Here is a 21743-nt window from a genome sequence, read left to right as displayed (position 1 = left end):
GTCGAAATACGCTTGCTTCACGAGCCAGCTCGGGCGCGGACTGATCTTCACGCTGCAGGTCGTCTCCACCCGCAGCAGCGCCTCGCGAGTCATTGTCCGAGAGACGCTGAACATGATGGAGAGGCTCTGCTCGCCGAGGCGAGTTCCAGCCGTGAGGCGGCCTGCGAGGATGGCATCCACGATGACGCGATCAATATAGTCAAGAGTGTCAGGTGCCTGCATGCGGATCAGACTTCCATACAAGATTGGAACGCAAGCAGCGTACCAACGCGGTGGGATCACGCGGCCTACCGCAAATCAGGGCGTACGATCACCTGTGAAGTCTAGGAACTGACACTAGGACGGTCCTGCATCCTGAAAGGTTCAAGACCGAGCTTGGTGCAGTCATACGACCGCCTGGCTGGTGACGACGGCAATCACTGCGTGGATGAGGGCGTTGGAGTGAGGAACCAGACGCAGTCGAGGGGATCGTGGGACGTGTAGAAGGTGCCGAGCACGATCAAGCCGACGGACGCCTACCCGCCGATCCGAGACGGGCTACCGCCCCATCATGCCCAACAAAACAGCCGTCCTATCAATGTTACGTGCCGGAAATCCGATCGTTTTCCCGCTGAGTCCTGCCAACTGTCTGGAACATAACCAAACCGGCTCACATTTTGTCGGGAAAATATGTCGTGCTTTCAAACGCCCGTAAAACGCTCGATCAGGCGTGCATGTTTACTTCAAGCCAGGGTTTGCAAGAAACTGGGCAGAGAGCTTTCGGCCACGTTCAGAGATGCCAGCGTGCTCGCTGAGCGACTGAGATGGATGGGCAGCGAACTATCGGCTTTTAGAAGGGGAACTGATTGAAGCGACCGTTGGTCAGGCGGTGATCAGGGGGCGCAGCATTCGGATATCGTCAAGATTTTCGAGGTCGTTGAGGCGTACGATCAGAGTGTCCGCCCGTGAGGCACCGAGGACCGGCTCAATCAGATCGCGTGCCTTCGCGTTCACGCGCTCCGTGCTCAAGGGATTTTCCTTGGTGCCGGGCGGGAATTTCGTGAAATGGTCGAACATTCGACCGTCAGCGAGCGTCAGTTCGACTCGCGCACTACGCGGAGCCTCCCGCGTCATGAGAGCGGGGTCACCCACGATCTCAACCTTCGCACGCAATGACTGGATCGCCGCGTCCTGCATCAGCCCCGCATCGTGGCTGTCGGCAAAGGAAACGGCTCCCTTCACGAGCGCCAGGGCCACTAAGTGCTGACAGTTCACGTCAGGCATGGCGCTTTGTCCGACGATGCCGACGGCATCGGTCGGCAATCGGACCACCACCCGTCGCACGTCTTCGGCTCGCACACCCAACCGCTCGCGCAGAGCCAGCACCGCATCCAGTGGCGACTGGATTGGATAACCCACCGAGAAGGTCTTTATCGCCGTTTCGGTTACGTAGAAGCGGCTGCCGAGGCTCTCCAACATCGCCTCGGGCTTCGGGTCGGTCGAGAGGGCGATGAACAGGTTGTGCGTGCCGTCCAGAACATCGAAGACCCCGGTTAGTCCCGCCTGCACCATGGCCACCGCGGTAACGCCGTTACGTGCGCCCATGCCGGCAAAATCGAACGCCTTTTCGATATGGTCTTCGTCTTTCACCCAGCTCCACAGACCGGAGACCTGCTGCGCTGCGTAGGAGAGCGCGAAGCGCATACCGCGCTCGTCGAGGCGTGCCAGGGCGGCGGCGGCGCCGAGTGCCCCGAAGGTGGAGCTCGTGCCCTCCGCGCTTCGGTGTGTGCCGCGCACGAGGTCTGGCCCGAGTGCGAGGAGCAGCCGGCAGCAGAGATCGTAACCGAGGGCGACGGCGCGGATCATCTCGGCGCCTGATCGACCTTCCTTCTCCGCCATGGCGAAGGCTGCAGGCACGGTCGCGGAGCCCGGATGCGCCTTGGTGACCGGCTCGAAGTCGTCCGTCTCGTCAGCGTGGGCGCACATGGCGTTGGCGAGCGCTGCGTTGATCGCAGTCGTGCGTAGGTCGGAGGCGACGACCGAGGACTGAGCGACGCCTCCAAGCCTGCGGACATAAGACGTCGCCATCTCGCCTGGCCGCATCCGGGCGCCGGAGATCATGGCGCCGAAGGTGTCGAGGATGCGATGCTTGCAGGCCAGCAGAACCTCGGGAGGCAGTGGCTTGTCGCGAGCCTCAACCATGTAGCGGGCCAGCCGTCCGGTGACGTCGCTGTCGGCGGAAGCGGCTTGAGCAGGGAGGGTTGAGGCAACCAGGAGGCCGCCCGCTCCCTGCAGAAATCGGCGGCGGTGTGGCGCGCGACCCCAGGCTTTCCGCATCATTTTCGATCCTCCCTGAACTTGTATACAGGGCTCGTAGCCTGTCCCGCTCAGATCGTCGAAGCACGCGGTAGGCGGCTTCTCGGCCACGACCGCGGTATCGACGACAGCAGGACCCTGCTGCACGGTCTCGTCAGCTGGAGCGGACACATCTTGTTTCCGGTCGAGTGCGTCAGCCACGAGCCGACCAACAAGGTCAAGCGCGCCTGCGAGACGAGCGGCAGGACATTCCGACCGGTCCGCAGCGCAGGCCTCGCGAGCTTTGTGCACGCGATCATGCCGGCCTGATCCTGCGTTGGTCACGTTTGAAAATCTGATCGAGTGCTTCAACCGTCGATGGACAGCTTGGTGATCCGAACGTGGTAGTCTCGGTCGCACCGTATCCGCAGAATGCGGCCACCGCGTCTACGGAAGTGCTGCCGTCGCAGGGGGGGCTCCCGGTGGCCAGTCGCACGGTCGCTGCGCTTCCGGTGCCGACGCGCGAGCGGGTCGCGTTCGGAGAGCCGCCTATGCGGTGAACAGCGATCACCATCGCAGCCGCTGAGCACGTGTGTTCAGCAGGAGACGCACGGACTCACATCTGTAGGACAATCTTTCCGAAATGCTCGTTCTGCTTCATGCGCGCGAGCGCGGCCGGCGCATCGGCCAATGAAAATTTGCTGTCGATCGGCAGGCTAAACTGTCCATCCGCGACGCCCTGCCAGAGGTCTGCCCGGACGCGGTCGGTGATCGTGCGCTGTTCTTCGATCGACCGTGTCCGGTTGGTCACGCCGATGTAGCTGATGCGCTTGGTAGCGTGCAGGTCGAAATCGAACTCACCGCGGTCTCCCCCGAGCCGACCGACGTTGATGATCCGTCCGAGGACAGCCGCAGCCTGCATGTTGCCGTTGGCCACCGGCGCCGAGACTTGGTCGATGATGACGTCGACGCCCTTGCCGCCTGTCGCCTGCCGGACCTGTTCGGGCCAGGTCGGATCTTTCGTGTCGACCGCCAGTGTCGCGCCGAAACCGGACAGACGCGTGCGGTGCTCGGGGTTTCGCGACGTACCGATCACCACGGAGGCCCGCTGCCAACGGGCGATCTGCAGCGCCATCAGCCCGACACCGGAGCTTGCCCCCTGGATCAGCACCGTCTCGCCGGGGCGCAGGCGTGCCTGCGTGACGATCGCGTCGTGCATCGTCTGCAAGGCGACCGGCAGAGTGGCGGCCGCCTCGAACGACATGCTCGCCGGCAGTGGCAGCGTGCGCCCATAATCCGCGACGGCATATTCTGCATATCCGCCGGCGCCGGAACACATGACCCGATCACCGGGATGAAAGTCCGCTACCTCGGCCCCGACCGCTACGATCTCGCCAGCCCATTCGAGGCCCGGTATCGCATTCGGGCCGCCGGCGGTGCCGTGCGGCTGCCCCGCGGCGACGGCCAGATCAGCGCGATTGAGGGCGGCTGCCCGGACCCTGACGAGGACCTCGGTCGGCTTCGGCACCGGGGTCTTGACCTCCGCCAGAGCGGGTCCCTCGGGCCCGGCGACGACGGCCTTCATCCGCGCCGCTGGCCGGTCCTCAGCTGCGACGGCCGAGGAGGAAAGAAGCGTTGCCGTCGCTCCCGCGAGGAGGAGCCGTCGGTCGAGGTCCATGGGTCACTCCCGATTCTATGCTGGTCCGAGGTCGAGCGGGCCGCATTGATGGTCGAATTCCAATTTCGCCACCCGGCTAGGCTTCACTGTGGCGGTGTGAGCCCATCCTTGCCGACTGAGATCCGGACAGCCGTCAGTCTGATGCCGTCGCGCTCCGCCGTGATAAAGACCTTGCCGCCCGCCTGGACGATCGAGCGGTCGGCCGGCTCATAGGCCACGATCGGGGCCTGTGGCGGCACGAGAATCGTCAGGGACCGGTCCTTGTCGTAGGTGACGACGAGCGTTGTCGCATCGCCGGCCCGCCCACTGCTTGCGACCGTACCATTGGTCATCGCGCTCTTTACCCTGGGGCCGCCTCCGGTTCTCACGGTGCCGTTCGTCATCGCGCTCTTCACGCGTTTGCCGCCCGCCAGGGTGTCGGAAATCGTATCCCAGTCGCGATGCCCCTCGCCGGTGCCGCGCATCGATTCTGGAAAGATGTGGATTTCCAGGGCCGTCGGCGGATCGTCACCCTTTGTGGCCGTGCCGATGAAAACGCCGTCCCGGATAGCGCTGAGGCTGGACCTGGCGAGGAGTGCGAAACGCGTCTGAGGGGTTAACAAGACCGCCTCTCCCTCGCCGTCGACCGTCCGGATCCTGACTGTTTCGCCGTCGACCGCCTCGATCGTTCCCCTCAGACGCTCGACCTGCGCGGCGCCACAGGGGCCGTGCGCGAGCGCCATCAGGCCGGCGAGGGTCACGGTGGCGAGACGTTTCATGGAAGCTCCTACTCAGCGAGGCGGAAACGAGGGATTGCCGCATTCCGGCCCGAACCCGCGCCCAGTGGCGTCATGGCCCTAAGCGTTCGGGCTCCACTGAAGCGGAACGAACCTGAAGGCGTCAGCCTCCTTGAGGATATGGCCCACAGCCGGGAATGGTGCGTGGTAGAACGACACTTGCAGCCCCTCTGCCGAGGCCATGTCCAGCATCGCCTTCCGCGTGTCACGCGCCTGACCGGCATCCATGTCGAACACGGCCGCCCAGTCCGGATTGCGGACGAAGAGAGCCGGATGGTTGGCCGTGTCCCCCATGAGCATCTGCTTGGCCGAGTCGGATCTCAGCATGAATGCCGTGTGGCCGGGGGTGTGGCCGTACGCGGCCACGGCGATCAACGAAGGCACCACTTCCTCGCCCGCGGCGAAGCGCGTCACATCGGCCATCATGGGCCCGAATACCCGCTTCGTCGCCGCGAACGTCGGCTTCCACCCGTCCGGCGCCCCCGCCATCCGGGCTTCGTCGGTCCAGAACGCCCATTCCGCCTCCGGGACGTGGACCCGCGCCTTCGGGAAGACCGCAGACCCGTCCTTGCGACGGATGCCGCCGATGTGGTCCGGATGGAAGTGGCTGATCACGATGTCGTCGACGGCCGTCGGATCGAAGCCGGCCGCGCGGAAATTGGCCATCCAGTAGCCCGTCGTCGGCGGCCCGTTATCGGCGAAGCCGGTATCGACCAAGACCGTGCGCCCCCCGATCCGCAGGACGACCGAGGTGAAGGTTAAGGGCAGGGCGTCGGAGGGAAGGAACGCGTCCGCCATCGCCTGCTTCAGCGCAGCCGGCGGTGCGTTGGGAATGAAACCGTCGAGCGGCCGCAGTGCGAACCCATCGTTGATCGCCGTCACCTCGATGGCACCGACTTTGTAGCGGTAGAAGCCCGGTGCCTGCCTCGCGGCCGGAGCTTGAGCCGAGGCAGGGCCGCACACCGCAAGCGGCATCGCAGCGAGAGCGGCAGGCTGTGCAACTCCAGCCAGCACGGTTCGTCTCGTCACCATCGCAGATCCTCGATCGGTTCAGCGGCCCTCTGCGGCTCACGGATGTCCAAGCGACATCCCATAGCGTCGCGACAGGGTACAGCGTTGAACTAGCGCCCGAACGTGCCGTCTCGCAGGGAGAACGTGCTCGCTGCGCGACGAACTAACCCATCTGTTCTCGGGCTGGATGCCTCGGTTTGTTATGACGGTGGTGCGGCGCCTGCAATGTCCGCACTGACTAGCTTAATACGAAAGCCGAATGTCCGTTTCGCAGTTCCATCTGCTCGGATGCGGATATGCTGCTTTCGGCCAGAATCGGCTGGTCGGTAGTGGTACAAAACGCTTAACTTGTACGCGAGGCTGGACCGATCAGCTTCCCAACACGCCGCCAAGGGTGGCGATCATCCCTCGACCAGAGGTAGCTCGACGGCTAGGTGTTGGAAGATTGGGATCGATCGTTCGAGCTGCTCCAGATCGGTGAACTCTTCGGGCTTATGCGCCTGCTCCATCGAGCCTGGACCGAGGATCAGCGTCGGCGCAACCGTGGCAAATTGCGAGGCGTCGCTACCGAACGCTCCGACCTTGGGCGAAGCTGCGGTGGCGGCCGTGGCCAACTGCACGAAGGGATGATCGACGGGCAGCTCGGGTGGCGTGCCCTCCTGACGAACGACGAGTTCCAGGCCGTTACGAAGTGCGGCCGCCTCGACACGCTCGATGACCCACACCGGATCGATCGCCTTCGAGTACCGGAACTTCATCCGGCAGGTCGCCAGCGGCGGCGTGATGTTGGTCGCCGTGCCGTGGTTGTCGACGATGATGTTGAGATCGCACCAGGGCGGCGCGTAACTCGGATCCTGGAGCTGGGGTTCGGCGCGCAGGGTGAGGTAGAGGTCGCGCATCTCGGACAAGAACGGGATTAGGGCGATGTTGGCATTCAGTCCATCCGCGGTCGAGGAATGGGCCTGGACACCGCGTGCGGTGGCGGTGAACTGGACGTCGGAGCGGTGCCCGCGCAGCGGCCGTAGATCCGTCGGCTCGACGACGAGTATGCCGGCGGGTGGGTGCGCCTTGAGCATCTGGCTCTCGGAGACGATGCGGCGTGCGCCCGCCTTGGTCGTCTCCTCATCGCAGGTCAGCAGCAGCATCGCGGCGCGGTCGGCGGGCAGGCTGCGTGCGGCGACGATGACCGCGGCCATCGGCCCCTTCATGTCGCAGCTCCCCAGACCGTAGAGCCGCCCGTCCTGGACCGCGGGTCGGAACGGATCGCGCGTCCAGCCGACCGGAGGCACCGTGTCCATGTGCGCCGAGAAGGCCAGGCAGCCGCCGGCCTCGCCGCGCAGGGCGACCAGCGCGCTTTTCTCGATGCCGTCCGGGTCCGTGAAGTCCAGCCGCTCGATCGCAAACCCCGGCAGCTCGCTGACGACGAAATCGGCGAGCGCGCGATTGCTGCGGCTACTGCGGGTGTCAAAGGCAATCAGCCGCGAGGCGAGGGCGATGATCTCTGGGAGCGGCGACGACATCGTGCGATCTTAGACGGCTGGGACGCTGAGATCACCACCACGACGCAGCCCGGGCGTGAAGACCTAAGCGGAGACGCCGTAACGGCGCCCTTCGCCTTCAGAAGGCATCGAGCGCGGCGTAGACCAGGCCCGAATACGCCCCCGTGACCTCGGCGGGCAAGGCCGTAGCTGTGCGTGACCGCCCCCGCCATGACCGGCGGCGCGAGACTGAGCATGGACAAGGCGGCTTGCGGGAACATCGTGGCGAAGAGCAGCGCGGCCGGGCTGTTATGGGGCGGAGGGGCCGTCACGTCGGACCGTAGGCTGCCACCGTTGATCAAAGCCTCGCTCCCAAGCGCCGCGCCTCGCTGCCCGTCGATTCCCGATCCGCGTTGCGCTCTGCCTGGATCCGCGACAGCGCGATCTCCGCGCGAACGCGCGTCTCACGCCGGGGTGCGAAACGGTCTCCGAGCCTGCGTCCGCTTGGCGAGCCGGAAAACGGCACTGCCCATGCCGAGAACGGGCGCGTGTTCAAGCCCGAAGGTGGGCGGCGGAGCGGTGTCGACGGTTGCGGGAGACCGTGTAGGCTGCCGCTAAAGCCTGGTCCCAGCAGCGATATCGCCGCCGAGAGCAGAAAACTGACTTTTCACCAGGAAGGCCTGGTGGAGCGGGCAGTCGGACGCGAACCCGTCTCCGTACGAAATTTCCCTGTCGACCCGGAAATTACAGGGAAACGCGTCGGAAAATCGAGATTCGAACGTGCGTGGGCTCAGATCTTTGCAGCAGGTGCAGTAGCTTGGCGGCATTTCCCTATCCGATCGAGCAGGGCAGCAAAACGGCGGATGCAGGGAAGCGCAAGAGGCGAGCAGGAAGCACGATTTCCTGGACTTCCGTCGGTTTGGGAATGGCGCTTGTCCGGAAGCAGAACGGTCGCTTCGCGCGCATGCTGGCCATTCGGGGAGCGTGCGCGAACCGCCAAAAACAGACATGCTGCGGTGGAAGACCAACCGGCCCCAAGGGATCATCGCTTGAAGCCCCCCATGTTGGATGCCTTGTTCTCGCCGGCCGTTGCGCGCAACGCCGCGGCGATCGTCGAAATCCTGGGGCGCGTCGTTCCGCCCAGAGGCCTCGTTCTGGAGATCGCAAGCGGATCAGGCGAGCACGCCGTCCACTTCGCCCGGGCGATGCCTGCCCTCGACTGGCAGCCCAGCGATCCGGATGAGGTGGCGCGCCGCAGCATCGTCGCCCATACGCGTGCCTCTGGCCTCTCGAATCTCCGGGCCCCGCTGGCGATCGACGCGACCCGGCAGCCCTGGCCGGTGGCGAAGGTCGACGCGATCGTCGCGATCAACATGATTCATATCGCGGCCTGGGACGCGACAACCGGGCTGATGGCCGGCGCGGGTGCGACGCTTCCTGTGGGGGGAATTCTCTATCTCTATGGCCCATTTCGGGAGGATGGTGCCCACACCGCGCCGAGCAACGCCGCGTTCGACGATGGCCTGCGCACGAGGAACGCGTCCTGGGGTGTCCGTGACATCGAGGCCGTCGCGGATGCCGCCGACACGCATGGGCTCCATCTCGCCCAGCGCGTCGCGATGCCTGCCAACAACCTCAGCCTGATCTTTCGCAAGCTGGATCGACTCTCTTCGAACGTCGGCGGGGCTTCGCGTTGATGGCGCCTGCCTCGACCAGCGCGGTCGTCATCGGCGCCTCCGGCGGGATAGGCCGGGCTTTGGTGTGGGCCCTCGCTGCGAGCGAAGCCTACGCTCCGGTCTTCGCGCTCTCCCGTTCGGAGCCGTCAGTTCCGCACGGCGTTCGCACCGTTCCGATCGACCTCGGCGACGAGGCGACGATTGCTGCGGCTGCGGCCAACGTCGGTGCGGCCGGACCTGTCGGCTTGGTCATCGTCGCAACCGGCATCCTTCATCGGGACGGCGTTTCGCCCGAGAAGACGTTCAAGGCCCTCGATCCAGCCGCTATGGCCGCTGTCTTTTCGGTCAACACGATTGGCCCGGCGCTCGTCGCCAAGCATTTCGTGCCGGTGCTGGCGCGCCGGGGACGCTGCGTGTTTGCGGCGTTGTCGGCGCGGGTTGGCTCGATCGACGACAACCGGTTGGGCGGCTGGTACTCCTATCGCGCGTCGAAAGCGGCGTTGAACCAGATCCTGCGGACCCTCTCGATCGAAGTGGCTCGCACCCGACCGGAGGCGCTCGTCGTCGGCTTGCATCCGGGCACGGTCGCTTCCGCCTTGTCGCGGCCCTTCCGGTCAGATCCGACCGACAAAGGTGTCGTTCAGCCCGAGGTGAGCGCGTCCCGTCTCCTACGCGTGCTCGACAGCCTCGGCGTGAAGGACACCGGCGGCGTCTTCGCCTGGGATGGCACGCGGATCCCGGCCTGAACGCGTAACCGACTGAGACGCGCCCAGTGTTACCCGACGACCGAGCCGGCAAACGCAGCTTGCATTATGTCGATGCCGATAGCCCTCGACGGCTCAAACGAGCCCAGTCCGGTCTTTCAGCCGACGCTGTCAGCATCTTGATAGCGAACGCTGCGACCTCGCAGATCTCGAATCTGGACACTACCAATCACAAAACTTGAATTTCGGGCGGGACGAGCAGCGCGGACGATCTGCATGGCAGGCATTTCAGGCCGGGAGCCGGTACTCGGAGCTTAACACCGCCATGGAGACTGTGCAGATTGACGGGCGGATGGACACAAACGGTTCGTTTGGCCAACATGACCGTATCCGGTTGCAGAATCCGGAATGGGAGGAGCGCCGATGAAAGTGCTGGTTCTGGCCGCCGTCAGCCTGCTGCTGGCTGTGAACGGCACCTCTGCGCAGACCGTCGAGCGTTTCCCGGCGCTGCAACCAGATCAGATGACGGCAGCCCAGAAGGGCGCCGCGGACGCGATCCTCTCCGGACCGCGAAAATCCCTTGATGGCCCGTTCAATGCGTGGCTGCGCTCACCCGAACTCAGCAATCGTCTGCAAAAAGTCGGCGCGTATCTCCGGTTCAATACGAGCCTGCCTCGTGACCTCAACGAGTTCGCAATCCTGATCACCGGCCGGGTATGGAGTTCTGGCTATGAATGGTACGCGCATCATCCGCTGGCCCTAAAGGCCGGCCTTCGCCCCTCGATCGCCGAGGACTTGAAGGCCGGTCGGCGACCGACCGGCATGAGTACCGACGAGGCGCTGATCTACGACTTCTCGACCCAGCTTCATCGTGACAGGCAAGTCTCCGATGGCCTGTACAGGGCAGTGGTCGCCCGGTTCGGAGAGCAGGGAGCGATGGATCTCATCGCAGTCAACGGCTACTACGACCTCGTCTGCATGACCCTGAATGTCGCCAAGGTCGAACCGCCCGCCGACGCGAAGGAAACCTTGCCATCGCCGCCCGTTCCGGCTGACTGATCGAGCCCGATCCACGCTGCGCGGCGGGCAACGCAGGGGTTGCGGCCAGATGCTGGAGGGGCAAGCTAAAGATTTGTTCGGCGGGTTCCAGGCGCCCGCCCCGGATCACCCCGCGGGGGACGCGCGGACATGGGCGAACAGCCCGCTGCCGCCGCGCTCGATATCCTCTCGGACTGCATCGCGCGCGGCGTCCGAGTCGCCGTGGCGCAAGGCGTCGATGACGCGCCGATGTGGATGGGGTTCCCAGTCCGGGACCCCGTCATCATAGAGGTGCGAGAGGATCGGGCCGCATCGCACCCATAGTAATTCGACGATCTCATACAGGATCGGCATCCCACCAAGCCTGCACAGCGACAAGTGGAACTCGGTGTTGAGGTTCACTGCGCGAGCGAAGTCGCGGCTCGCATGGCACTGTGAGATCTGCGCGTGGATCGCTTCGAGAGCATCGATTTCAGCGGCAGGTGATGCGATAGCCGCGGCAGCCGCCCGTCCCTCGAGGTCTGTGCGGATCGCCCGGATCTCCAGGAGTTGATCCAGGGCCAGCCTGGGTACGACGACGCTGCCGCGCGCATCGAGTGCCAACGCCTTCTCGGAAACGAGCCTGAGCAGGGCCTCGCGCATGGGTGTCGCGCTGATACCGAACCGAGCCGACATCGGGCGGAGCCGCAGGCGCGTGTCCGGGCGCAGTTGCCCGCGCATTAGTGCCACGCGCAATTCACGATAGGCGCGCTCGCTCAGGCTCTCTTTGACAATCGGACGAACCCAGTCCGGCAAAATTTCGCCAGTTTTCGGTTCAGACGCCGAAGCGCTTGACATATTCCTCCCCGCGGTCAGATATTTGTTATAACAAATTACACACTGCGTCGCTGGCCGCCACCGCGATGCAGGCCGCGGGGCTTTCACGCCTAGCGGTAGACAGGGGACGGAAATGCTTGCGTTGCGCAAGGCGACGGCTGCCTTCGGGGCAGACCTCGTCCACGTTGATGCACCGCCCAGCCCGGGCGCGGGCCGTGTGACCATCGCGGTTGCCGCTGCCGGCATCTGCGGCAGCGACATCCACGCCTTCGAGTGGACAGCGGGCTACGGCTTCATGACCGCCTTCATGCCGGTCACCCTCGGCCACGAGTTCGCCGGTACGGTCCGGGCGGTCGGCGACGGCGTAACCGCGCTCGTTGTGGGCGACCGGGTCACCTGCTGGCCGACGGTGCCGTGCGGTGACTGCGCGGCCTGCTCAGCCGACCGGCCGCAGGATTGCCAGAGCCGGCGAGTCGTCGGCCTGCACGACGACGGGGCCTTCGCCCAGCAGGTCGTCGTTCCGGCCGCGAATTGCCGCCGTCTCCCTGACGATGTGCCTCTGACCGTCGCGGCCTTGGCCGAGCCCCTGGCGGTGGCGGTCAACGCCGTCGACGTGGCGGAGGTGGGACCCGGCGACCGGGTGGTGGTGCTTGGGCCGGGCCCGATCGGGCTCTGCATCGCCTTCGTGGCGCAGCTCCGGGGCGCGGCCGTGTTGCTCGCCGGCCTCGACGACGCCGCCCGCCTCGACCTCGCCCGCCGGATCGGCATCGGCGGGACCGCCGATCTCGCCGGCGGCAGCCTGGAAGCCGCCGTCCGGCATGCTTTTGGGGGGGAGGCCGACCGGGTGATCGAGGCGACAGGATCAGCCCGGTCGGTGGTCGAGGGGTTGGCCGTGCTGCGGTCGGGTGGCGTGATGGTGGTGGCCGGAATCCATTCCGGATCCTTGGACCTCGACCTGACCGCCTTCGTCCGCAGCAAGAGGCAGCTTCGTGCGGCCCACGACACCACGGCGCGTGCCTTCGACGAGGCGATCCGCCTTCTGGCCGCCCATGGCGGGACGCTCGAAGCGCTGATCACGCATCGCCGCCCCCTCGCCGAAGCCCGCGCGGCCTTCGAACTGGCTCGCAGCCGGCAGGCCATGAAGGTGCTGCTTCTTCCCGAAGCGGTCGCAACGCAGGAGGAGGGGTGATGAACACCGGTATGCGAGCGGTCGTCGCCGCGGGGCCGGGCGGCCCCGAAGTCCTCCGGATCGTCGAGCGACCCCGTCCGGAGCCGAGCCAGGGCCAGGTGCTCGTGCGCGTCGAGGCCGCGGGCATCAACCGGCCGGACGTGATGCAGCGCGAGGGCCGGTACCCACCGCCGCCCGGCGCCTCCGACGTGCTCGGACTCGAACTCGCCGGCATCGTCGAGGCCCTTGGGCCCGGTGCCGGGCGCTTTCAGCCTGGAGACCGGGTGATGGCGCTGGTGCAGAGCGGCGCCTACGCCGAATGGGCCGTCGTCGACGAGGCCGTCGCGCTTCCCGTGCCGGAAGGCCTCCCGGCGGTCGAGGCGGGCGCAATCCCCGAGACCTACTTCACCGTGTGGAGCAACGTGTTCGAGCGTGCCCGGCTGCAGGCGGGCGAGTGCCTGCTGATCCACGGCGGTTCCTCGGGCATCGGCACGACCGCGATCCTGCTCGCGAAGGCGCGCGGCGCCAAGGTCCTCGTCACCGCGGGCTCGCCGGAGAAGTGCGCGGCCTGCCTGAGGCTCGGCGCGGATACCGCGATCGATTATCGGCAGGACGATTTCGTCGCCGCAGCCAGGGAGGCCACCGGCGGAAGCGGGCCCGACGTGATCCTCGACATGGTCGGCGGCCCGTACATCGCCCGCAATCTCGAAGCTGTGGCGGTCGACGGGCGCATCGCGCAGATCGCCTTCCAGCAAGGCTCGCGCGTGACGGAGATCGACTTCCAGCCGCTCCTGATGAAGCGGGTGACGCTGACGGGCTCGACGCTGCGGGCCCGTCCGGTGGCTCTGAAGGCGCGCCTCGCCGATGCCCTCGCCGAACACGTCCTGCCGCTGCTCGCGGCGGGTCGGGCGCGGCCGCCGATCGACTCCGTGTTCCCGTTCGACCGGGTCGCCGAGGCCCATGCCCGCATGGATGCAGGCCAGCATATCGGGAAGATCGTCCTGTCGATGGGCGAGACCACGTGAGGGAGCCGCTGATGTCCGAGATGTCCGAGCCGCGCGCCAACATGACCGGCGCCCACGCCCTCGCCGCCGCGCTCCACCGGCACGGGGTCCGCGACGTGTTCGGCCAGAGCATCCCCTCGGCCCTGTTCCTGGCAGCGCCGCATCACGGCATCCGCCAGATCGGCTACCGCACCGAGAACGCGGGCGCCGCGATGGCCGATGCTTACGCGCGGATCTCCGGCCGCGTCGCGGTGGTCGCGGCTCAGAACGGCCCCGCCGCCACCCTGCTGGTGCCGGGGCTCGCGGAAGCCCTGAAAGCCTCTATTCCGGTCGTGGCGATCGTCCAGGACGTCCACCGCCGCTTCACCGACAGGAACGCCTTCCAGGAACTCGATCACCTCGCCCTGTTCGCGGGCGTCGCCAAATGGGTGCGCCGGGTCGCGGTCGCCGAGCGCATCGACGATTACGTCGACATGGCCTTCGCCGCCGCGGCCTCCGGGCGTCCGGGGCCGGCCGTGCTGCTGGTGCCCCTCGACCTGCTCGACGAGCGCCCCGATTTAGACGCTGCCGCGCCCCGCCGTTCGGCCAGCCTCGGCACTTATCCTCTCGACCGCACGGTCGCCGATCCGGCCCGGATCGCACAGGCCGCCGACCTGATCGCCGGGGCGCAGCGCCCGCTGGTGATCGCGGGCGGTGGCGTTCATTCCTCGGGTGCAGGCCCCGAGCTGATCGCGCTCCAGGCACTCGGACTGCCGGTTGCCACCACGGTGATGGGCAAGGGCGCCGTCGCCGAGACCGCCCCGCTCTCGATCGGCGTGGTCGGCTACTTCATGGCGCCACGGGGGCGCTCGTCCCATCTGCGCGCGCTCGTCACGGAGGCCGATGTCGTCCTTCTTGTCGGCAACCGGACCAACCAGAACGGCACCGACAGCTGGTCGCTCTACCCGGAAGGCGCCCGTTTCATCCATCTCGACGTGGACGGGAGCGAGGTCGGCCGCAACTACGAGTCCCTGCGCCTCGTCGGCGACGCCAAGCTGACGCTGGCGGCTCTCGCCGAGGCCCTTCGGCAGCGCGATCTGTCCGGGCTCGAGGGCCGCCGCGCAGCTCTCGAAGACACGATCGCCCGTGCTCGCGAGGCTCACGCCGACGACATGGCCCGCCTCGTCGACCTGGAGGCCACGCCGATCCGGCCGGAGCGGATCATGGCCGAGATCGATGCGGTGACGACGCCCGAGACAATCGTCGTCGCCGACGCGAGCTACGCCTCGATCTGGATCGCCAACTTCCTCACGGCGCGGAAGGCCGGCCAGCGCTTCCTGACACCGCGCGGCATCGCGGGCCTCGGCTGGGGCCTGCCCTTCGCCCTCGGCGCCAAGGCGGCGCGCCCAGAGGCGCCCGTGATCTGCGTGACCGGTGACGGCGGGTTCGGCCATGTCTGGTCGGAGCTGGAGACGGCGCGGCGCATGCGGCTTCCGGTGATCGTCGTCGTCTTGAACAATCAGATCCTCGGCTACCAGAAGCACGCGGAGCTGAGCCTGTTCGGCGACTTCACCGACGTCTGCGATTTCGAGGCGGTGGACCACGCCGCGATCGCGCGGGCCTGCGGCTGCGCCGGAACGCGCGTGGAGAGCCCCGGAGATCTCGCGCCGGCGCTGCACGCCGCGCTCGCGAGCGGCGTCGTGACGGTGATCGATGTGATCACCGACCAGCGCGCCTACCCGCCGATCACCAGCTTCGAGGGCAAGGACGCGCTCGCCTACTGAGGCCGCCGACCGACCTGACGAGAAGGCGCGCGAAGCGCCGGGTCGACGACTGACACGGGAGGAAACGATGAGAGTTCTGGCGCGTGCACTCGCCGCCGCCCTAGCGCTGGGCGCCGCGGCCCAGGCGACGGCCTGGGCCGCCGACGTGACGTTCGGCGCGCTCTTCCCGTTCAGCGGGCAACTCGCGCTCCTGGGCGAGGAGAGCGCACGGGGCGTCGAGATCGCCGTCGACGAGATCAACGCCGCGGGCGGCGTCCAGGGGCAGAAGGTCGTGCTCGCCCGGGGCGATGCGGTCGACAACAACCAGGCGATCGGTGAGGCGCGCCGCCTCATCTCCCTGGAGCGGGTGGTGGCGATCTTCGGTTCCTATTCGTCGGCCCGCTCGATCGCCGCGAGCCAGGTGGCCGAGCTGTCGGGCATCCCGTATTTCGAGCTCGGCGCGGTGGCCGAGGAGGTGACCGGGCGCGGGCTACAGTATCTCTACCGCACCAACCCGACGGCCGAGGACATGGCCAAGCTCGCGGTTGAGATGATCGTCAACAAGGTCGCGGCCGGGCTCGGCAAGAAGCCCGAGGACCTGAAGATCGGCATCATCTACGAGGATTCGAGCTACGGCACCTCGGTGGCGGGCTTCCAGAAGAAGTATGCCGTCCAGTCCAAGCTCAACGTCGTGACCGCACAGGGCTATCCGGCCGCGACGATCGACATGTCCTCCCTCGTCCTCGACTTGAAGGGACGCGGCATCGACGTCCTGCTCCAGACCTCCTACCAGAACGATTCCGTTCTGTTCCTCCAGCAGGCCAACGAGGCGGGATTCAAGCCGGGCGCCATCATCGGCGGCGGCGGCGGATACTCGATGCAGCCAACCGCCGACGCGGTCGGGCACACAGTCATCGAGGGCGTCCTCGACACAGACTTCACTCAGTACCTCGTCAACACGCAGTACACGCCCGGCCTCGAAACCTTCGTGGCGGCCTACCGGAAGAAATACGGCGCCGCGCCGCGCTCCGGGCACTCGCTCAACAACTACGTCGGCGCCAAGCTCATCCTCCAGGCCATCGACAAGGCGAAGGGCTTCGAGCCCGACACCATCATCAAGGCGGCACAGGGCATCGACGTGAAGGACGGCGTCACCGCGGTCGGCTACGGGTTCAAGTTCGGCAAGAACAACCAGAACGAGCGGGCCGCGATGATGGGCATGCAGTGGCAGGGCGGCAGGCTCGTCACGGTCTATCCCGAGAGCGCCGCCGTCGCGCCGATGCAGACGCGCCGATAACCGCCGTCACGGAGATCGGGGATGGACGTCTTCCTCCAGGTGTTTGCGAACGGCGTGATGCTCGGCGGCCTATTCGCCATCGTCAGCGTCGGGCTGACTCTGATCTTCGGCATCGTGAAGGTGGTCAACTTCGCCCACGGCGAGTTCCTGATGGTCGGGATGTACCTGACCTACCTCGCCGTGACCGGGCTCGGCCTCCACCCTTTCGCCGCAGTGATCCTCGTCGTCCCCGTTCTGTTCCTTCTGGGCGCCCTGACCCAGCGGTTCCTGATCCAGCCGCTGCTCGCCGCGGGCGATCATCACATCCAGATCTTCGCCACGGTCGGCCTGTCGACGGTGCTGATCAATCTCGCCCTTCTCGTCTTCGGGGCCGACATCGCCAACACGCCGCCGTCGGGCCTGCGCCAGCCGCTGCAGATCGGGCCGGTGCGGGTGCTGCTCGGGCAGGTCGTGATCCTCGGCACGGCGATCCTGCTGGTGGCGGGGCTGCAGACGTTCCTGGCGCGAACGCGCACGGGACGGGCGATCCGGGCCGTGGCCCAGAACCGCGCCGCGGCCGAGCTGATGGGCATCGACGTGAACCGGATCTACGCCCTGACCTTCGGCATCGGCGCGGCCTGCGTCGGGGTAGCCGCGGTGCTGATCGCGCCGCTCTATCCGACCTCGCCCAACAGTGGCACCTACTTCGTGCTGATCGCCTTCGTGATCGTCGTGCTCGGCGGCCTCGGCTCGATCCGCGGCGCTTTCGTCGGGGCGATCCTGATCGGCCTGATCGACAGCGTCACCGGCTTCTATGTCGGCGCCGACATGCGCGAGGTCGCCGTCTTCGGCGTGTTCCTGGCGATCCTGATCCTGAAGCCCTCGGGCCTCTTCGGGCGACAGCTTCGGCTGTCCCACGTCTCGCCGTGAGGGGGCCGCGATGACCGATATCCCGATCCCCGCGACACCGGTCCCCGTGCGCGCCGCGCTCCCGCGCCCGGGCGCCGTGGCCCTGGCTCTCGTTCTTGCGGCGCTCGTGGCCGTCCCGGTGGCGATCGGCAATCCGTTCGTCTACCACGTCTTCATCACGATCTGCGTCTTCGCGGCGCTCTCGACCGCCTGGAACATCGTCGGCGGCTACGCCGGCCAGCTCTCCCTCGGCCACGGCATCTTCTACGGGCTCGGCGCCTATTGCGGCATGCTGCTCGTCGGCGCCGGGATCAGCCCGTGGATCGGCATGGTGGCGGGCGCCGCCCTCGCCATGCTGGTGGCGCTCGCCATCAGCTATCCGTGCTTCCGGCTGCACGGGCCGTTCTTCTCTCTGGCGACGATCGCCTTCCTCGAAGTCTTCCGCGTGCTGGCTCTGCACTTCCGGGACCTGACCGGGGGCGCCACCGGGCTGATGATCCCGCTCAAGTTCGGCTGGGCCTGGATGGTGTTCCGGGATCGCTGGCCGCCCCTGGCCATCGCCTTCGGGTTGCTGCTGCTGACGCTGGCGGTCGCGTGGTGGATGCGGACCCACCGGATCGGATTCTACCTCGTCGCGACCCGCGAGCGGGAATCGGCCGCCCGCGCCGCGGGCGTGCCGACGGTGGGCATGCGGCTCGTGGCCGTGGCGGTGTCGGGGGCGCTGACCGCGATGGTCGGCACCTTCCACGCCATGTATCTGACCTTCATCGAGCCGGCGGCGGTGTTTTCGCTGACCCTGTCGATCCAGATCGCGATGTTCGCTCTGATCGGCGGGCTGGGCACGGTGTTCGGACCGCTGCTCGGCGCGCTCCTCCTCGTGCCGATCACCGAGTTCGCCCGAGGCTGGCTGGGCGCGAAGGCGCTCGGGCTCCACGGGCTCGTCTATGGTCTCGTGCTGGTGCTCGTCGTCCTGTTCCTGCCCAACGGCCTGATGGGGCTCGTCGCGCGCTTCACACGGACGAAGACAGGCGTCCGCGGGGTACAAGCCGGTGCGGTCGCGGCTGCACCGCGGGTGGCGGAGCGGCGGCCGGGCGGCGATGCCCTCATCCGGGTCGAAGGCCTGCAGAAGCGCTTCGGCGGCCTGCACGTAACCAACGATGTCGGCTTCACGCTCCGCGAGGGCGAAATCCTCGGCCTGATCGGTCCGAACGGGGCCGGCAAGACCACGGTCTTCAACATGATCTCCGGCTTCCTGAAGCCCGATGCCGGATCGGTGAGCGTCCGCGCGCCGGACGGGACCTGGCACAGACCAGGCCGACCGGCGGATTTCGCCGCCCTCGGCGTCGGCCGGACCTTCCAGATCGTGCAGCCCTTCGCGGCCATGACGGTCGAGGAGAACATCATGGTCGGCGCCTTCTACCGCCACCGCGACGTGCGCGAGGCGCGGGAGGTCGCGCGCGAGACCGCCGAGCGGATGGGGCTCGCGCCCTGGCTCCAAAGTGAGGCCCGCGGCCTCACCATCGGCGGCCTCAAGCGGCTCGAGGTCGCCCGCGTGATGGCGATGCGCCCGCGCGTGCTGCTCCTCGACGAGGTGATGGCCGGCATCAACCAGACCGATGTGCGCCGCGCCATCGACCTGATGCTGTCGATCCGCGATTCCGGCGTCAGCATCATCGCCATCGAGCACGTCATGCAGGCGGTGATGGCGCTGTCCGACCGGGTGATCGTCCTGAGTTCCGGGCAGATCATCGCTCAGGGCAGCCCGCAGGACGTCGTGCGCGATCCCGCCGTGATCGAGGCGTATCTCGGCAAGGAGTTCGTCCATGCTCACGCTTGAACGCGTCGATGCCGGCTATGGCGCGACCAGCATCCTGCACGCCGTCTCGCTGGACGTGCGCGCCGGCGAGGTGGTGACCCTCGTCGGCGCCAACGGCGCCGGCAAGACGACGACGCTGCGGACCATCGCCGGCCTGGTGAGGCCGACCCGCGGACGGATCCTGTTCGAGGACGAGGACGTCACCCGGCTCTCGGGCCACGAGATGGTCGAGCGGGGCGTCACCCTGATCCCGGAGGGGCGCCAGCTCTTCCCCGAGATGACGGTGCGGGAGAACCTGCTGATGGGCGCCTACCGCCGCGCGGCGCGGGGGCGCCAGATGGAGACGCTGGGGGAGGTGCTCGACCTGTTCCCGCGGGTGCGCGAGCGCCTCGACCAGAATGCCGGCTCTCTGTCGGGCGGCGAGCAGCAGATGGTGGCCATCGCCCGCGGGATGATGGCGCGCCCCAAGCTCCTGATGTTCGACGAGCCGTCCCTCGGCCTCGCACCGATCGTGGTGGCGCAGGTCTTCGCCGTCGTCGACCGAATCGTGAAGACCGGCGCCACCGTGCTGATCGTCGAACAGAACGTGTTCCACACGCTCCAGGTCGCCGATCGGGGCTACGTGCTGGAGAACGGTGAGATCGTGCTCGCCGACGCGTCCGCGGTCCTGCTCGACAACGATCACGTGCGTCGCGCCTATCTGGGGATCTGAAATGACCGAGCGGGAGACGAACCCGGAGGCGATCGCGCGGCGACCGAGCCATGCCGACCGGCGCGTCCTCGTCACGGGAGCCGGGCGCGGGATCGGTCGGGCGATCGCGGAGGGTTTCGGCGCGCGCGGTGCTCGGGTCGGCGTCGCCGACGTGAACCCGGACGATGTGGCCGCGACGGTCGCGGCCATCGAGATGGCGGGCGGGCGCGCTCTAGCGATGCAGCTCGACGTCGCCGATTATCCGGCGGTCGAGGCGGCCCTGTCCGAGGCCGCCGTTGCGCTGGGCGGCGCGTTCGACACGGTGGTCAACAATGCCGGCATCTCGCCCAAGCACGACGGAGCGGCCCACCGCGTCTGGGAGATGGATCCGGCCGAGTGGAACCGCGTCGTCGCGGTGAATCTGACGGGGGCGTTCAACACCGTCCGGGCGCTGATTCCGGCGATGCGCGCGGCGGAGCGCGGCTGGATCGTCAACCTGTCCTCGGTGGCGGGCAAGACCTACTCGCCGATCGTCGCCTGCCATTATGCGGCCTCGAAGGCGGGGCTGATCGGCCTTACCAAGCACCTCGCGGCCGAGCTCGGCCCGTTCGGTATCCGCGTCAACGCGATCGCGCCGGGCCGGATCGAGACCCCGATGGTCCGGGCGGTGGGCCGCGCGGTCAACGACGAACAGGCCCGCCTGACGCCGATGGGCCGCCTCGGCGTCCCTGAGGAGGTCGCGGACCTCGCCCTCTACCTGACCTCCGCGGAAGCCAGCTTCGTCACCGGCCAGACCGTCGACGTGGCCGGCGGCCTGTACATGACGTGAGCCGAGACAGGTCGAGGCAGGGCATGCAAGGGAGAGCGGCCATGGACGGGGCGATCACCGCGGCCGGGATCAGCGGACGGACCCGGGTCTATGGGATCGTGGCGGACCCGATCTACCACGTGAAGGCGCCCGAGGTGATGGGCGCGCTCTTCGCCCGTCAAGGGGTGGACGGGATCCTCGTCCCGCTGCACGTGACCGCGGACGGCTTAACTGCCGTGATGGAGGGGCTCCGGCACCTGCGCAATTTCGGCGGCTTCATCGCCACGGTGCCGCACAAGACGGCGATGACCGGCTTGTGCGACGCGCTCACCCGCGAGGCAGAGCAGATCGGAGCGGTGAACTGCGTCCGTCGCGAGGCGGACGGGCGCATGGTCGGCACGATGCTGGACGGCATCGGCTTCGTCGAGGCCCTGCGTGCCTCGGGCGTGGAGCCCTGTGGCCGGAGCGCGGCGCTCGCAGGGGCCGGCGGCGCGGCGAGCGCCATCGCCTTCGCGCTCGCGGAGGCAGGCGTCGCGCGCCTGACGATCCAGAACCGCACCGCCGACCGCGCGCAGGCGCTGGCGGAACGCCTGCGCGCCGCCTACCCCACCCTCGCCATCGCGGCCGAGGGAAGCCAGGCGGACCACGACCTCCTCGTCAACGGCACATCGCTCGGGATGCGTCCGCAGGACGCCACCCCCTTCGATCTGACCGCCCTCCATGCCGGCCAGTTCGTCGCCGAGGCGATCATGGCGCCCGAGACGACCCCGCTGCTCGCCGCGGCGCAGGCTGCGGGCTGCCGCATCCAGAAAGGCCTGCCGATGCTGGAGCGCCAGATCGCCCTGATGGCCCGCCACATGGGCGCATTGTGAGGCTGG

The 21743-nt window shown here is 67.4% G+C and carries 19 protein-coding genes; 12 read left to right on the top strand and 7 right to left on the bottom strand.

Going from position 1 to position 21743, the window contains the following annotated elements; translation table 11 throughout:
• The 6 genes from MKL09_RS11645 to MKL09_RS11620 form a co-directional block, all read right to left on the bottom strand.
• The coding region (locus MKL09_RS11645) for a GntR family transcriptional regulator (protein WP_244020285.1) at window positions 1-222 on the bottom strand (222 nt) is incomplete at its 3' end.
• A 639-nt stretch (window positions 223-861) separates the two neighbouring features.
• A complete protein-coding gene (locus tag MKL09_RS11640) occupies window positions 862-2319 on the bottom strand; it encodes an MmgE/PrpD family protein (protein ID WP_244020292.1) in 1458 nt (485 codons plus the stop codon).
• A gap of 571 nt (window positions 2320-2890) precedes the next feature.
• Complete coding sequence (locus tag MKL09_RS11635) at window positions 2891-3859, bottom strand: zinc-binding dehydrogenase (protein ID WP_244020291.1); 969 nt, start codon at window positions 3857-3859, stop codon at window positions 2891-2893.
• A 176-nt stretch (window positions 3860-4035) separates the two neighbouring features.
• The gene (locus MKL09_RS11630) at window positions 4036-4710 is read right to left on the bottom strand and encodes a metal ABC transporter permease (RefSeq protein ID WP_244020284.1); all 675 of its coding nucleotides are present in this window, start codon (window positions 4708-4710) and stop codon (window positions 4036-4038) included.
• Window positions 4711-4788: 78 nt separating this feature from the next.
• Window positions 4789-5760: an MBL fold metallo-hydrolase gene (locus tag MKL09_RS11625; RefSeq protein WP_244020282.1), complete on the bottom strand. Its 972-nt coding sequence runs from the start codon at window positions 5758-5760 to the stop codon at window positions 4789-4791.
• A gap of 380 nt (window positions 5761-6140) precedes the next feature.
• On the bottom strand, window positions 6141-7259 hold the full coding sequence (locus MKL09_RS11620) for a M20/M25/M40 family metallo-hydrolase (protein ID WP_244020280.1): 1119 nt from the start codon (window positions 7257-7259) through the stop codon (window positions 6141-6143).
• A 1019-nt stretch (window positions 7260-8278) separates the two neighbouring features.
• Here MKL09_RS11620 and MKL09_RS11615 point away from each other — a divergent pair.
• From MKL09_RS11615 to MKL09_RS11605, 3 genes are all read left to right on the top strand, one after another.
• The gene (locus MKL09_RS11615; RefSeq protein WP_244020278.1) at window positions 8279-8914 is read left to right on the top strand and encodes a DUF938 domain-containing protein; all 636 of its coding nucleotides are present in this window, start codon (window positions 8279-8281) and stop codon (window positions 8912-8914) included.
• Entirely contained in the window at window positions 8914-9639 is a 726-nt protein-coding gene (locus MKL09_RS11610) for an SDR family NAD(P)-dependent oxidoreductase (RefSeq protein WP_244020276.1), read from the top strand. Before MKL09_RS11615 ends, MKL09_RS11610 begins: the two co-directional genes overlap by 1 nt.
• Window positions 9640-10020: 381 nt before the next feature.
• The gene (locus MKL09_RS11605) at window positions 10021-10656 is read left to right on the top strand and encodes a carboxymuconolactone decarboxylase family protein (protein WP_244020275.1); all 636 of its coding nucleotides are present in this window, start codon (window positions 10021-10023) and stop codon (window positions 10654-10656) included.
• A 105-nt stretch (window positions 10657-10761) separates the two neighbouring features.
• Here MKL09_RS11605 and MKL09_RS11600 read toward each other — a convergent pair whose 3' ends face one another.
• Entirely contained in the window at window positions 10762-11472 is a 711-nt protein-coding gene (locus MKL09_RS11600) for a GntR family transcriptional regulator (protein WP_244020274.1), read from the bottom strand.
• Window positions 11473-11584: 112 nt separating this feature from the next.
• Between MKL09_RS11600 and MKL09_RS11595 the strand changes: the two genes are divergently transcribed.
• From MKL09_RS11595 to MKL09_RS11555, 9 genes are all read left to right on the top strand, one after another.
• A complete protein-coding gene (locus MKL09_RS11595) occupies window positions 11585-12640 on the top strand; it encodes a zinc-dependent alcohol dehydrogenase (protein ID WP_244020273.1) in 1056 nt (351 codons plus the stop codon).
• A complete protein-coding gene (locus tag MKL09_RS11590) occupies window positions 12640-13644 on the top strand; it encodes an NAD(P)H-quinone oxidoreductase (RefSeq protein ID WP_244020272.1) in 1005 nt (334 codons plus the stop codon). The genes MKL09_RS11595 and MKL09_RS11590 overlap by 1 nt, the downstream gene beginning before the upstream one ends.
• Window positions 13645-13655: 11 nt before the next feature.
• The gene (locus MKL09_RS11585; protein WP_244020271.1) at window positions 13656-15386 is read left to right on the top strand and encodes an acetolactate synthase catalytic subunit; all 1731 of its coding nucleotides are present in this window, start codon (window positions 13656-13658) and stop codon (window positions 15384-15386) included.
• A gap of 67 nt (window positions 15387-15453) precedes the next feature.
• Complete coding sequence (locus MKL09_RS11580; RefSeq protein WP_244020270.1) at window positions 15454-16662, top strand: ABC transporter substrate-binding protein; 1209 nt, start codon at window positions 15454-15456, stop codon at window positions 16660-16662.
• Between the two features lie 21 nt (window positions 16663-16683).
• Window positions 16684-17571 (top strand): branched-chain amino acid ABC transporter permease, encoded by an 888-nt coding sequence (locus MKL09_RS11575; protein WP_244020269.1) that lies wholly within the window; start codon window positions 16684-16686, stop codon window positions 17569-17571.
• A 10-nt stretch (window positions 17572-17581) separates the two neighbouring features.
• The gene (locus tag MKL09_RS11570; RefSeq protein ID WP_244020267.1) at window positions 17582-19387 is read left to right on the top strand and encodes an ABC transporter permease subunit; all 1806 of its coding nucleotides are present in this window, start codon (window positions 17582-17584) and stop codon (window positions 19385-19387) included.
• Complete coding sequence (locus tag MKL09_RS11565; RefSeq protein ID WP_244020266.1) at window positions 19374-20078, top strand: ABC transporter ATP-binding protein; 705 nt, start codon at window positions 19374-19376, stop codon at window positions 20076-20078. The genes MKL09_RS11570 and MKL09_RS11565 overlap by 14 nt, the downstream gene beginning before the upstream one ends.
• Before the next feature lies 1 nt (window position 20079).
• Window positions 20080-20886 (top strand): 3-oxoacyl-ACP reductase FabG, encoded by an 807-nt coding sequence (gene fabG, locus MKL09_RS11560; RefSeq protein WP_244020265.1) that lies wholly within the window; start codon window positions 20080-20082, stop codon window positions 20884-20886.
• Window positions 20887-20927: 41 nt separating this feature from the next.
• The gene (locus MKL09_RS11555; protein WP_244020264.1) at window positions 20928-21737 is read left to right on the top strand and encodes a shikimate dehydrogenase family protein; all 810 of its coding nucleotides are present in this window, start codon (window positions 20928-20930) and stop codon (window positions 21735-21737) included.
• Window positions 21738-21743: the final 6 nt, after the last annotated feature.

The organism is Methylobacterium sp. J-048 (assembly GCF_022829515.1).
In the GTDB taxonomy this organism is placed as follows: Bacteria; Pseudomonadota; Alphaproteobacteria; order Rhizobiales; family Beijerinckiaceae; genus Methylobacterium.
Note: the sequence above shows the minus strand (reverse complement) of the source record. Positions and strands in the feature narration are given on the sequence as shown.